Consider the following 13431-nt stretch of genomic DNA (forward strand, 5'->3'; position numbering starts at 1 on the left):
AACGCACTGTGTCACATCGACAGATCGTCGATCAGCGGCGTCGGCTTGGCCAGACTGATCAGGTCTGCCGGGTCGGAAATCCGCACGGTGCTACCCTCGATCACGACGCCGTAAGCTTGCAAAGCCTTGAAGGCGCGCGACAGATTTTCCGGTGTCATGCCCAGAAAGGATGCCAATCGGCGCTTTTCAATCGTCAGGTCGAAGGCGGCTGGCGCCCCTGCGGCGGTGTATTTGCGGACCAGAAAGTTGGCCAGACGCTCAACCGAGGTGCGCAGCTTCAGGTTCTTGGTCTGCTTGACCACCCCCCGGTAGCAATTGGCAAGTTCGGTGACGACCGCGCGGGCAAAGGCCGCGTCCTCGTCAAACACCGCCCGCACGTCAACCGAGGGCAACAGGATGATCCGGGTCTTTTCCAGCGTCCGCCCCGACATCAGATAGGGCGCGGTGCGGATTGTGGCCGCCAGAATGAAGGTGGAAATCGGGCGCACCGTCGCCATGCAGGTTTCCCGACCGTTCCATTCCGCGAACAGTTCGACGCTGCCATCGATGACCACATGCAGAAAGTCGCTGGGGTCGCCTTCCGAGATCAACTCGATCTGTGGGGGGAAGTTCTGCACATAGGCGCCGCGCGTCAGCGTGTCGAAGTTCGCCTCAGCCATATCCCGAAACAGCGGCAAGGACCGGATCAGAGGAGTTTCGGCTGATCGCACTGCGGCTCTCTTTCGTTCGCGCTTGATTATTATCAAGTTCATGGCCGAAAATCGTCCGCCTGTCACTTGCTATCTGGCCATGTCCGGCTTGACGGCTTTGGCGACGAGGCTAGAACTTTGTCATTTTTTAATTTATTTCAGACACTTAGACAAAATTATTGACCTAAATCAAATCGGCCCGCCCGTGTGGGGGTCATGCCCTCTTCAAATCTGGACCAAGGGGGATGGCATGCAAGCCACAAGCACCGTCACATCAATCGACCAAAGCCGCGCGCTGACGCTCAGCACCGTGGCCTTCACCGCCTGTTTCGCGGTCTGGACGATCTTTTCCATCATCGGCGTGGCGATCAAGGCTGAACTGGGCCTGAACGAGTTCGAGTTCGGCCTGCTGGTTGCCACGCCAATTCTGACCGGGTCGCTCACTCGGCTGTTTCTCGGCGTGTGGACCGAGAAATATGGCGGTCGCATCGTGTTTTCCTTGCAGATGCTGCTGGCGGCGGTTGCGACATGGCTGCTGACCTTTGCCCATACCTATCCGATGTATCTGGTGGCCGCCCTGGGCGTCGGCCTTGCGGGTGGATCCTTCATCATCGGGGTCGCCTATGTCTCGCGCTGGTATCCGGTGGGCAGGCAGGGCACGGCGCTGGGGATCTTCGGCGCGGGCAACGTGGGGGCCGCGGTCACGAAGTTCGTGGCCCCGTTCGTCATGGTGGCCTACGGCTGGCATGGGGTCGCCAATGTCTGGGCGATCGGCCTTGCGCTGATGGGCGTGATCTTCTTCCTCTTTGCCAAGGATGACCCGGAACTGGTGGCCCGCCGCAAATCCGGCGTCAAGGCGCCCACGCTGGCAGAGCAGTTCGCGCCCCTGGCGAACCTTCAGGTCTGGCGCTTCTCGCTTTACTACTTCTTCGTGTTCGGCGGGTTTGTGGCGCTGGCGCTGTGGCTGCCGCACTACCTGATCAGCGTTTATGGCGTGGATGTTGAAACGGCGGGCATGTCGGCCGCGACCTTCAGCCTGTCGGCCAGCCTGTTCCGCGCCTATGGCGGCCATCTGAGCGATCGGTTCGGCGCGCGGACGGTGATGTACTGGACCTTCGGCTTCGCGCTTGTCCTGCTGCTCATGCTGTCCTATCCGCCGACGGATTACGTCATTCAGGGCAAGGACGGCCCGATCGCCTTTTCGACCCAGATGGAGCAATGGCCCTTCGTGGCGACGCTGTTTGTGCTGGGCTTCTTTCTCAGCCTTGGCAAAGCGGCGGTGTTCAAGCACGTCCCGGTCTACTACCCCAACCATGTGGGCGCCGTGGGCGGTCTGGTGGGCATGATCGGCGGCCTGGGCGGCTTTGTCCTGCCGATCACCTTTGGCGTTCTTCTGGATGTGACCGGCATCTATACCAGCTGTTTCATGCTGCTGTTCGGCATCGTCGCCATCGCCATGATATGGATGCACCTGTCGATCCGCGCGATGGAGCGGACGGCGCAAGGCGCGGCACTGGACCGCCTGCCGGAATTCCCCGAAATGCAGGCCATCCACCAGCCCGGCATCACCACGATGCCGCGCGTGCTGACCGAGTGGCGCCCCGAGGACAAGGCGTTCTGGGAGGCGGACGGTCGCAGGATTGCCCGGCGCAACTTGTGGATCTCGATCCCGGCGCTGCTTCTGGCGTTCTCGATCTGGATGGTCTGGTCGGTTGTGGTGGCCAAGCTGCGCTCCATCGGCTTTGCCTTCACGCCCGAACAGTTGTTTTGGCTGGCGGCGCTTCCGGGGCTGAGCGGTGCCGCCCTCCGGATCTTCTACAGCTTTCTGGTGCCGATCTTTGGCGGACGGCTTTGGACCACACTTTCGACCGCCTCGCTGCTGATCCCCGCCGTCGGAATCGGCTATGCGGTGCAGAACCCGCACACCCCCTTTCTGATCTTTCTGGTGCTGGCGCTGCTCTGCGGCCTTGGCGGCGGCAACTTTGCCTCGTCGATGGCCAACATCTCCTATTTCTTCCCCAAAGCGGAAAAGGGCAACGCGCTGGCGCTGAATGCGGGTCTGGGCAATCTGGGCGTGTCGGTCATGCAGTTCCTGGTGCCCATCATCATCACCGCGGGCGTGTTCGGCGCGCTGGGTGGTCAGCCGCAGACCATGACGGCGGGTGGCCAGCTTTGGATGCAGAACGCGGGCTTTGTCTGGGTGCCGTTCATCATTGCCGCCACGGTTGCGGCCTGGCTTGGCATGAATGACATTGCCGACGCCAGGGCCAGCTTTGCCGAACAGGCCATCATCTTCAGCCGCAAGCACAACTGGCTGATGTGCATCCTGTACACCGGCACCTTCGGCAGCTTCATCGGCTATTCCGCAGGCTTCCCCTTGCTGAGCAAGCTGATGTTCCCCGACGTCAACGCGCTGCAATACGTGTTCCTCGGCCCGCTGGTCGGCGCGCTGAGCCGGGCCGGAACGGGCTGGGTCTCTGACCGGTTCGGCGGCGGGCGGGTGACCTTCTGGACCTTCATCGGCATGATCATCGCGGTGTTCGGCGTGATCAGCTTCCTTCCCTCGGCAGGCGGGGCGGGCAGTTTCTGGGGCTTCTTCGGCTGTTTCATGGTGATGTTCTTCCTGACCGGGGTCGGCAACTCTTCGACCTTCCAGATGATCCCGATCATCATGGGCCGCGAGATTCCGCGCCTGATGCCAAAGCTGGGCCGCGAGGATCAACAGCGCCAGGCCGGCCGCGAAGGTGCCGCGATCATCGCCTTCACCAGCGCGATCGCAGCCTTCGGCGCCTTCTTCATCCCCAAGGCCTATGGCAGTTCCATCGCGATGACCGGCAGCCCGGTGGCGGCGCTGTGGGCGTTCCTTGCCTTCTACGTCCTTTGCCTGGTGCTGACCTGGGCCTTTTACACCCGGCGCGGCGGCCTGCTGCACGACATCGAACATGGCCGGGGCGCAAGCGCCTCTGCGCAATCCGTCTGAGCCCGAGGGACAAAGCCATGAGCCATCTTCTGGACCGCTTGAATTTCTTCCAGTCCAAGGAACTTGAACAGTTTGCCGACGGTCACGGCCAAGTCACGCGTGAGAACCGCGATTGGGAGGATGTCTACCGCAACCGCTGGCGGCATGACAAAATCGTGCGCTCGACCCACGGGGTGAACTGCACCGGGTCCTGCAGTTGGAAAATCTACGTCAAATCCGGCATCGTGACATGGGAGACGCAGCAGACCGATTACCCGCGCACCCGCGCCGGCATGCCCAACCACGAACCGCGGGGCTGCGCGCGCGGAGCGTCCTACAGCTGGTATCTTTACTCCGCCAACCGGGTGAAAAACCCGCTGATCCGGGGCCGTCTGATGCGCGAGTGGCGCAAGCTTCGCGCCACGATGGCACCGGTCGCCGCCTGGGCCGCGCTGCAAGGCGACCCCAAGGCGCGGGCGTCCTATGTGCAGACCCGTGGCAAGGGCGGCTTTGTGCGCGCCACATGGGACGAAGCGACCGAGATCATTGCCGCAGCCAACGCCTACACCACCAAGACCTACGGCCCCGACCGCGTCTTCGGCTTCTCGCCGATTCCGGCGATGTCGATGGTCAGCTATGCGGCGGGCAGCCGCTATCTGTCGCTGCTGGGCGGCACCTGCATGTCCTTCTACGACTGGTATTGCGATCTGCCGCCCGCCAGCCCGCAGACCTGGGGCGAACAGACCGATGTGCCGGAATCGGCGGATTGGTACAACGCGGGGTTCCTGCTTCTGTGGGGGTCGAACGTGCCGCAGACCCGCACCCCCGACGCGCATTTCTACACCGAGGCGCGCTATCGCGGCGCGCGCTCTGCGGTGATCTGCCCCGATTATTCCGAGGCGGCCAAGTTCGGTGACATCTGGCTGGCCCCGCAGGCGGGCACGGACGCGGCGCTTGCGATGGCGATGGGCCATGTGATCCTGCGCGAGTATCACCTTGACCGGCAGGCCGAGTATTTCGAGGATTACGCCCGCCGATATACCGACATGCCCCTGCTGGTGCGACTGGACGAACAGAACGGCCACCTTGTGCCGGGCCGCCAACTGCGCGCCGACGACTTCGACGGCGCCTTGGGCGAGGCGAACAATCCCGGCTGGAAAACCGTTGCCTTTGACGAAACCTCGGGCACCGTCGTGGCGCCCAACGGTTCTGTCGGGTTTCGCTGGGGCGAGACGGGCAAGTGGAATCTGGAACAGCGCGCCAAGGGGGTCGAGGCCAACCTGCAGTTGAGCCTGATCCTCGAAGGCGACCATGACACGGTCGTCGGGGTCGATTTCCCCTACTTCGGCGGTCAGGCCACCCCCAATTTCGTGAAATGCGACCACCCGGATGTGCTGACCCGCAACGTGCCCGCCAAACGCCTGACGCTGGCCAATGGCGAAACCGCACTGGTGGCGACGGTGTTCGACCTGTTGTGCGCCAATTACAGCCTGGATCGCGGTCTGGGCGGTGCGGCGGTGGCCAAGACCTATGACCAGGACGAACCCTATACCCCGGCCTGGGCGGAAAAGATCACCGGCGTGCCTGCCGATCAGATCATCGCCGTCGCCCGCGCCTTTGCCGACAACGCCGAAAAGACGCGTGGCAAGTCGATGGTGATCCTCGGCGCCGGTCTGAACCACTGGTATCACATGGACATGGCTTACCGCGGCATCATCAACATGCTGGTGATGTGCGGCTGCATCGGTCAAGAGGGCGGCGGCTGGTCGCATTACGTCGGTCAGGAAAAGCTGCGCCCGCAAACCGGCTGGGCCCCGCTTGCCTTCGCGCTCGACTGGAACCGCCCGCCGCGCCAGATGAACGCGACCAGCGCCTGGTATGCCCACACCGATCAGTGGCGTTATGAAACTTTGCGCGCCTCGGAAATCCTGTCGCCCACCGCCCCTGACGGGGCTTGGGACGTCAGCCTGATCGACTACAACATCCGGGCTGAACGGATGGGCTGGCTGCCGTCTGCCCCGCAATTGAAAACCAACCCGCTGGTGGTGGCCAAACAGGCCAAGGCGGCGGGCAAGGACATTCCCGCCTTTGTGGCCGACAGTCTGAAATCCGGCGCCTTGCAGATGTCCTGCGAAGACCCCGACGCGCCGGAAAACTGGCCGCGCAACCTGTTCGTCTGGCGGTCAAACCTGCTGGGATCGTCGGGCAAGGGGCATGAGTATTTCCTCAAGCACCTTCTGGGCACCCAGCACGGCGTGCTGGGCCATGATCTGGGTGAAGAGGGCGGCGTGATGCCCACCGAGGCGAAGTGGCACAAGGAAGCCCCGGAGGGCAAGCTTGACCTTCTGGTGACGATCGACTTCCGCATGTCCACCACCTGCGTCTATTCCGATATCGTGCTGCCCACCGCCAGCTGGTACGAGAAGGACGACCTCAACACCTCGGACATGCATCCCTTCATCCACCCGCTGCAAGCGGCGGTGGACCCGGCTTACGAGTCGAAATCGGACTGGGAGATTTTCAAATCCATCGCCCGGAAGTTCTCGGAAGTTGCCCCCGAAGTCTTGGGCGTGGAAACCGACATCGTGCAACTGCCGCTGCTGCATGACACCGCCGGGGAACTCGCGCAGCCGCATGTGAAGGACTGGAAGAAAGGCGAATGCGACCTTGTTCCCGGCAAGACCGCACCGAACTTTATCGCGGTGGAGCGGGATTATCCAAACCTTTACAAGAAGTTCGTGGCTGTCGGGCCGTTGCTGGACAAGCTTGGCAATGGCGGGAAGGGCATCACTTGGGACACCAAGGTCGAGGTGCAGCACCTGCGCGATCTGAACGGCGTTGTGCTGGAAGAGGGCGTCACCAAGGGCATGGCCCGGCTGGATACCGCCATCAATGCGGCCGAGATGATCCTGATGCTGGCCCCGGAAACCAACGGCGAAGTCGCCGTGAAGGCCTGGGAGGAACTGGAGAAACCCACCGGCCGCCACCACGCCCATCTGGCCGAAGGCGCGCATCACACCAAGATCCGCTTTCGCGACATTGCGGCGCAACCGCGCAAGATCATCTCCTCGCCCACCTGGTCGGGGATTGAATCGGAATCGGTCTGCTACAACGCGGGCTACACCAATGTGCATGAGCTGATCCCGTGGCGCACGCTGTCGGGGCGTCAGCAGCTCTATCAGGACCATCTGTGGATGCGCGCCTTTGGCGAGGGCTTTGTCAGCTACCGCCCGCCGGTTGACCTGAAAACCATCACCAAAGCAGTGAATACCGATGTCGGCCAGCCGCATGTCGTGCTGAACTTCATCACGCCGCACCAGAAATGGGGCATCCATTCGACCTATTCCGACAACCTTCTGATGCTGACGCTGAACCGCGGCGGGCCGGTGGTCTGGATGTCGGAGGTTGATGCCCAAAAGGCGGGCCTGGTCGATAACGACTGGGTCGAGGCCTACAACACCAACGGCGCCCTGACCGCCCGCGTGGTTGTCAGCCAGCGGATCAAGCAGGGCACGCTTTACATGTATCACGCGCAGGAAAAGATCGTGAACACCCCCGGTTCGGAAAAGACCGGCAACCGGGGCGGCATCCACAACTCGGTGACGCGCACGGTCTTGAAGCCCACCCACATGATCGGCGGCTATGCGCAGTTGAGCTATGGCTTCAACTACTATGGCACGGTGGGCAGCAACCGCGATGAATTCGTGATCGTGCGCAAGATGCGCAAGGTTGACTGGCTTGATACCCCGGCAACGGAGGCCGCAGAATGAGAATCCGGGCACAGATCGGCATGGTGCTGAACCTTGATAAATGCATCGGGTGTCACACCTGTTCCGTCACCTGCAAGAACGTCTGGACCAGCCGTGAGGGCGTCGAATACGCCTGGTTCAACAATGTCGAAACCAAGCCCGGCACCGGATACCCGACCGATTGGGAAAACCAGAAGCGCTGGAATGGCGGCTGGACGCGCACCGCCAAGGGCACCTTGCAACCCAAGCAGGGCAGCAAGTGGCGCATCCTCGCCAACATCTTCGGCAACCCCGACCTGCCCGAAATCGACGACTACTACGAACCCTTCGATTTCGACTATGACCACCTGAAATCCGCCCCGGAAATGACCGCTTTCCCGACCGCGCGGCCAAGGTCCAAGATCACCGGCGAGCGGATGGAGAAGATCGTCAAAGGCCCGAACTGGGAGGAAATCCTGGGCGGCGAATTTGCCACGCGGTCCAGGGATTACAACTTCGAGAACATCCAGAAGGAAATCTACGGCCAGTACGAAAACACCTTCATGATGTACCTGCCGCGCCTGTGCGAGCATTGCCTCAATCCGGCTTGTGCGGCGGCCTGCCCCTCGGGCGCGATCTACAAGCGTGAAGAGGATGGCATCGTCCTGATTGATCAGGAAAAATGCCGGGGCTGGCGGATGTGTGTTTCGGCCTGCCCCTACAAGAAGGTTTATTACAACTGGGAAAGCGGCAAGTCCGAGAAGTGCACCCTGTGCTATCCGCGCATCGAATCCGGCAATCCCACCGTGTGCTCGGAAACCTGCGTCGGGCGCATCCGCTATATCGGCGTGATGCTGTATGACGCCGACAAGATCGCCGAGGCGGCGAATGTGCCAGAGGTGACCGACCTCTACCAGGCGCATCTGGACGTGTTCATGGACCCCAACGACCCGGCGGTGGTGGCGCAGGCTTTGGCCGACGGCATCCCGCAGGATTGGGTCAAAGCCGCGCAGGCCAGCCCGATCTGGAAGATGGCGATGGACTGGAAAGTCGCCTTTCCGCTGCACCCCGAATACCGCACCTTGCCGATGGTCTGGTACATTCCGCCGCTGTCGCCGATTCAGAATGCGGCGCAGGTCGGTGATCTGGGCATGAACGGCGATCTGCCCGATGTGCGTGCCCTGCGGATTCCGGTGCAATACCTCGCCAACATGCTGACGGCCGGGGCCGAGGAGCCGGTCGTCACCGCGCTGGAACGCATGGCTGCGATGCGGTCCTACATGCGGTCAAAAACCGTGGACGGCGTGATCAACGAAGCGATTGCCGCCCGTGTCGGCCTGTCGCCCGCGATGATCGAGGACATGTACAAGATCATGGCCCTGGCCGATTACGAGGACCGTTTCGTGATCCCCACCACCCACCGCGAACAGGTGGAAGAGGCTTACGACATCCGCTCTGGCTGCGGATTTACCGATGGCAACGGCTGTTCCACCGGGTCGATCGACAAGGGCACGCTGTTTGGCGGCAAGAAGAAGAAGACCCTGACCCTGCCGTCGGAGGCCTTCTGATGGACCGCACCCTGAAAGCCCTGTCGCTGATCCTGTGCTATCCCACGGCGGAATTGCAGCGCGCGATGCCGGAGATCGGCGGCGTGCTTGCCGCCGAATCCCGGCTGACAGCCGCCGCCCGCCGCGACCTGCGCCCGCTGGTCGAGGCCCTTGCGGGCGGTGATCTCTACGACCTGCAAGAAGTCTATGTGATGCTGTTCGACCGGTCCCGCACCCTGTCGCTCAACCTCTTCGAACATGTCCACGGCGAAAGCCGCGACCGGGGTGCGGCGATGGTGTCGCTGGTCGAAACCTACCGCGCGGCGGGCTTTGACCCGATCAGCAGCGATCTGCCCGACCATCTGCCGGTCCTGCTGGAATTCCTGGCGACCCGCCCCGCCCCCGAAGCGCGTGAGATGCTGGCCGATGCCGCCCATATCTTCGCCACCCTGGCCAAACGGCTGGACCGGCGCGAAAGCGTCTACGCGGCGGTGTTCGCCGGCCTGCGCCAGTTGTCCGGCACCGTGGCCGACGCTGAAACCGTGGCCGCGATGCTGGACCAGCCCGAGGATGACCCGACCGATCTTGCCGCCCTTGATGCGGTCTGGGCCGAATCCGAAGTCACCTTCGGCCCGGACCCCAACGCCGGATGCCCGCAGGTGCGTGACCTTCTGGCCGGCATGGACATTCCCGCAACCCCTGCACCGGCATCCCCGGTTGCGGCAGAATGACGGAGACGATGATGCACCACTTCATTTTCGGGATTTACCCCTACATCGCGCTGACTGTGCTGATCCTCGGCTCCATCGCGCGCTATGAGACCGTGCCGTTCACCTGGAAATCCTCCTCTTCGCAACTTCTGCGCCGCAAGCAGTTGATCCTGGGTTCGGTGCTGTTCCATGTCGGCGTGCTGACGATCTTCTTTGGCCATTTCTTCGGCCTCTTGACGCCGTTGTGGCTGATTGAACTTCTGGGGATCAGCCATGGCGCCAAGCAGATTCTGGCCGTCGTGGTGGGCGGGGTGGCAGGGTTTGCCGCCCTGTTTGGCGGGGCAATCCTGATCCATCGTCGGCTGGCCGATCCGCGCATCCGGGCGACCTCAAGTTACATGGACATCGCGATCCTGGGCCTGCTGCTGATCCAGTTGACGCTGGGGATGCTGACGATCACCATTTCCCTGCAAAACCTCGACGGCGGCGAGATGGTGAAATTCATGCAATGGGCGCAGGCGATCTTCACCCTTGATGGCCGCGCGGCCAGCTATACGATCGGTGCGCCCTTGCTGTTCCAGGTGCACATCTTTCTGGGGCTGACGATCTTCGTGCTGTTCCCGTTCAGCCGTCTGGTTCACATGCTGTCGGCCCCCGTCCGCTATGTCGTCTTGCGGCCCGGTTGGCAGATCGTGCGCTCGCGTCGGGCTACAGTGCGCCCCCGTTCCACCATCAAACCGGCGGAGTAAGGCCGATGCATGCCCCGCTGTTCCCCGAGATCACCGTCAACGGCGAGATGATCCCCTCTGCCGCCATCGCCGCCGAGGCGCAGAACCATGTGGCGCCCAAGGGCAAGCCGGGGCTGGCCTGGCGCATGGCGGCACGGGCGCTGACCCTGCGAAAACTGCTGTTGGACGAAGCCGCGCGGCGCGGCATTCGGGCTGTCCCTGCCGCCGTGGCGCCGGGCCTGACCGAGACACCCGAAGAAGCACAAATCCGCGCGCTGCTGGACGAGGCCCTTCACGTCTTCCCGCCGTCAGAGGCTGATCTTGTCGCCGTGTGGGTCAAAGATCCGGCAAGGTTCCGCTCTCCCCCGCTGTGGGAGGCATCGCATATCCTGTGCGCCGCCGATCCATCCGACCGCGAAACCGTCAACGCCGCCCGCCTGCGGGCTGCGGCAATCCATGCCACGCTGTTGGCTGATCCCAAAGCGTTTGACCGTCTGGCGCGGGAGGTCAGCGATTGCTCCTCCAAGGCCACGGCCGGGATGCTGGGTCAACTGGTGCCCGGCGATACCGTGCCGGAGTTCGAGGCGGCCTTGCGCAGGCTCGACCCCGGCCAGATCTCCGCCGCCCCGGTGCGCAGCCGTTTCGGCTGGCACATCATCCGGCTTGACGCCTGTGCCGAGGGCCAGGTTCTGCCCTTCGCCGCCGTCCGCCCCCGGCTGGCCGAAGCCGCCGAAAAAGCCGCCTGGGCCCGCGCCGCGCGTGACTTTGCGGAAGGGTTGATGGCTGCGGCAGATGTCAAAGGTGCGGATTTCCATCTCCACCAAGGGCCGGAGTCCGGCGCCCTCTCGCCGGACGAACGGCACTGAAATGACGGGGACCGTGCGACAGGACGGGCGGCTTCACGCCCGGCCCAGGCCCGCAGATGGCGCAAACCGGCGGCTGGCCTGGGACGAGATGCCAGAGCGTCGGATCATGATCCCGGCCGGAACGGAAGCCGCCCGACAGGGCGACCTGCTTGACGTCCTGCCGTCTTGCGCAGGGCAAACAGCCTGGCAAAGGAGCGGCCGGATGCGTTTGGCCTACACGATGGCGCCCGGCCGTGGCGGCATCGACCTCTTTCTGTCCCGGCTGGCGGATCGCCTGCAACAGGCCGGTTGGCGGACCTGCGGCGTGGTTCAGACCAACACCGACCGTGGCGAAGCCAATCCTTGCGACATGGACGTGCGGGTCTTGCCCGATGGTCCGGTGATCCGCATCTCGCAATCGCTGGGGGCGCAGGCCAGGGGCTGTCGGCTTGACCCCTCGGCGCTGGAACAGGCGGTGGCGCTGGTCACGGGGCGGCTATCGCGCGGGGCTGACGTGCTCATCATCAACAAATTCGGCAAGCACGAGGCCGAGGGTCGCGGATTTCGCGACCTGATCGCCGAGGCGATGGCGTTGTCGATCCCGGTGATCGTCGGGGTGAACGGGCTCAATCTCGACGCCTTCCTCGGCTTTGCCGGGGATATGGCGGTTCAGGTCGGATCAGACCCCGCGCTGCTGGAGGCATGGCTCGGCCCGCGTGATCCGGCCGCATCCGCGATCGTGGAATTGAAAACCGCCGCCCTGCCGCTCGTGCACGCCGCCACATCGGATTAGCATCCACATCCGTCCGTCGGGCAAGTTCGCAGCCTTCGATCAGGGCTTGCGTCAGGGGCTGACCACGCTAATAGGTATTTTCAATGCCTATTAGCGGAGCCGTGATGCGCCTGACCTCATTCACCGACTTTGGCCTGCGCGCCTTGATGCGGATGGCCTCGGACCCGGAACGGGCCTTCACCACTGCCGAGCTTGCAGCAGAGTTCGATCTGTCGCGCAACCACCTGACCAAGATCATCGCCGCGCTGGCGCAGGCGGGTGTTGTCACCACCCGGCGCGGCGGCGGAGGCGGCGCGATTCTGGCGCGGCCCGCCGACCAGATCAATCTGGGCGAGATTGTCCGCGTGCTTGAGGCAGGGCAGGCGCTGGTTGATTGTTTTGCCCTCGGCGGCGGCACCTGCGCTCTTACCCACGGCTGTCGGCTGAAGGCCCGGTTGCGCCACGCCGAGGCGGCGTTTCTGGCCGATCTCGACCGCTCCAGCCTTGCCAGCATCGCGCTGCCCGCCGCTTCAATTCCGGAACCCGCCCGATGATCGTCCAGGCCATCCCGGACGCGAGGCCGGTCTTGACCGCGCCGGATCATGTCGGCCCGGTCCATATCCCACGCGCCGCAGGCGAGCGCCATGATCGCAAGGTTGAACCGGACAGAACGCCAACGGTCAATGGGACGCGGCCCTTGGCTGGCCCGTGCCGATCCGGTTGACGCAGGTGCCTGCCAGTGCTTGTCTCTGTTCAGGGGCAGCGACGGGGCCCGCTTGCCCGTGGCAAGGAGCACGGACAAGGTATTCCCCCCAGCGACCGTTTCCACCGCTCTCCACGCGATTGTCGTCTGAAAGGAAGTCCTCGTGCCTTACGTTACATGTCTCCTGGCGGGCGCACTCTACTGCAATTGCCTGCCGCATCTGAGTTGCGGGTTGAGCGGGGTTCCATTCCCCACGCCTTTCGCAAAACCGCGCGGCATTGGCAATCCGCCTGCTCTTACGAACTTCCTGTGGGGCGCGTTCAACCTGTTCCTTGCGATCTTCATCACGGCGTGGCAGTCCACCGCCATCGAGACCGTGCCGGGACTGATTGCGCTTGCAGTTGGTTTCCTGGTCTCGGGCGTCTTTCTCTCCTGGCATGTCGGCAAGGTCAGAAACGCCGTCTGAAGCCATTCACTATCGGCCGAGGTGGACATTCACCTGCGGGACGATCTGGCGTTACACCGCCACAGCGTTGGGGCATGCGGAAAAAGCCTGCCAAGGCCGAGGGCATCAACCATCGTTGGCCACCTTTCAAGCCTTGCTTGATCGCCGGTCGGCACCGGTCTAGCCTGCGCGGTGGGGCGGCATACGATGCGCAGTGTGGCAAAGGCGTGATGGTGGCACGATCGGCACGCAGAAAAGCGCCCGCGGCAGAGACCGCCGCCGCAAAGTCGTCGGCCGGGGCCGAC

The 13431-nt window shown here is 63.4% G+C and carries 10 protein-coding genes; 9 read left to right on the forward strand and 1 reads right to left on the reverse strand.

Annotated features, from left to right (window positions below; translation table 11 throughout):
• Window positions 1-11: 11 nt before the first annotated feature.
• Window positions 12-752 (reverse strand): helix-turn-helix domain-containing protein, encoded by a 741-nt coding sequence (locus tag AC11WY_RS06975; RefSeq protein ID WP_482923884.1) that lies wholly within the window; start codon window positions 750-752, stop codon window positions 12-14.
• Between the two features lie 187 nt (window positions 753-939).
• Here AC11WY_RS06975 and AC11WY_RS06980 point away from each other — a divergent pair, with 187 nt between their 5' ends.
• The 9 genes from AC11WY_RS06980 (at window position 940) to AC11WY_RS07020 (ending at window position 13147) form a co-directional block, all read left to right on the forward strand.
• A complete protein-coding gene (locus AC11WY_RS06980; RefSeq protein WP_482923885.1) occupies window positions 940-3669 on the forward strand; it encodes a nitrate/nitrite transporter in 2730 nt (909 codons plus the stop codon).
• Between the two features lie 17 nt (window positions 3670-3686).
• A complete protein-coding gene (locus tag AC11WY_RS06985; protein WP_482923887.1) occupies window positions 3687-7418 on the forward strand; it encodes a nitrate reductase subunit alpha in 3732 nt (1243 codons plus the stop codon).
• Entirely contained in the window at window positions 7415-8944 is a 1530-nt protein-coding gene (gene narH / locus AC11WY_RS06990) for a nitrate reductase subunit beta (protein ID WP_482923889.1), read from the forward strand. Before AC11WY_RS06985 ends, narH begins: the two co-directional genes overlap by 4 nt.
• Window positions 8944-9654, forward strand: coding sequence for a nitrate reductase molybdenum cofactor assembly chaperone (gene narJ, locus AC11WY_RS06995; protein WP_482923891.1), 711 nt, complete (start codon window positions 8944-8946; stop codon window positions 9652-9654). Before narH ends, narJ begins: the two co-directional genes overlap by 1 nt.
• Before the next feature lie 11 nt (window positions 9655-9665).
• A complete protein-coding gene (narI, locus tag AC11WY_RS07000) occupies window positions 9666-10382 on the forward strand; it encodes a respiratory nitrate reductase subunit gamma (protein ID WP_482923893.1) in 717 nt (238 codons plus the stop codon).
• 5 nt (window positions 10383-10387) lie between these two features.
• Window positions 10388-11227, forward strand: a complete 840-nt coding sequence (locus AC11WY_RS07005) for a peptidylprolyl isomerase (RefSeq protein WP_482923895.1) — start codon at window positions 10388-10390, stop codon at window positions 11225-11227.
• A 202-nt stretch (window positions 11228-11429) separates the two neighbouring features.
• Window positions 11430-11999 carry a DUF2478 domain-containing protein gene (locus AC11WY_RS07010; RefSeq protein ID WP_482923896.1) on the forward strand — a complete coding sequence of 190 codons (570 nt, stop codon included), beginning with the start codon at window positions 11430-11432 and terminating at the stop codon, window positions 11997-11999.
• A 104-nt stretch (window positions 12000-12103) separates the two neighbouring features.
• Window positions 12104-12532 (forward strand): Rrf2 family transcriptional regulator, encoded by a 429-nt coding sequence (locus AC11WY_RS07015; protein ID WP_482923898.1) that lies wholly within the window; start codon window positions 12104-12106, stop codon window positions 12530-12532.
• 312 nt (window positions 12533-12844) lie between these two features.
• A complete protein-coding gene (locus AC11WY_RS07020) occupies window positions 12845-13147 on the forward strand; it encodes a hypothetical protein (RefSeq protein WP_482923900.1) in 303 nt (100 codons plus the stop codon).
• Window positions 13148-13431: the final 284 nt, after the last annotated feature.

The sequence above is a fragment of the Solirhodobacter sp. genome, assembly GCF_964715405.1.

Coding starts and splice junctions, on each gene's coding strand:
- AC11WY_RS06975 (WP_482923884.1), bottom strand. CDS start 752: ATGAACTTGATAATAATCAAGCGCGAACGAAAGAGAGCCGCAGTGCGA.
- AC11WY_RS06980 (WP_482923885.1), top strand. CDS start 940: ATGCAAGCCACAAGCACCGTCACATCAATCGACCAAAGCCGCGCGCTG.
- AC11WY_RS06985 (WP_482923887.1), top strand. CDS start 3,687: ATGAGCCATCTTCTGGACCGCTTGAATTTCTTCCAGTCCAAGGAACTT.
- narH (WP_482923889.1), top strand. CDS start 7,415: ATGAGAATCCGGGCACAGATCGGCATGGTGCTGAACCTTGATAAATGC.
- narJ (WP_482923891.1), top strand. CDS start 8,944: ATGGACCGCACCCTGAAAGCCCTGTCGCTGATCCTGTGCTATCCCACG.
- narI (WP_482923893.1), top strand. CDS start 9,666: ATGCACCACTTCATTTTCGGGATTTACCCCTACATCGCGCTGACTGTG.
- AC11WY_RS07005 (WP_482923895.1), top strand. CDS start 10,388: ATGCATGCCCCGCTGTTCCCCGAGATCACCGTCAACGGCGAGATGATC.
- AC11WY_RS07010 (WP_482923896.1), top strand. CDS start 11,430: ATGCGTTTGGCCTACACGATGGCGCCCGGCCGTGGCGGCATCGACCTC.
- AC11WY_RS07015 (WP_482923898.1), top strand. CDS start 12,104: ATGCGCCTGACCTCATTCACCGACTTTGGCCTGCGCGCCTTGATGCGG.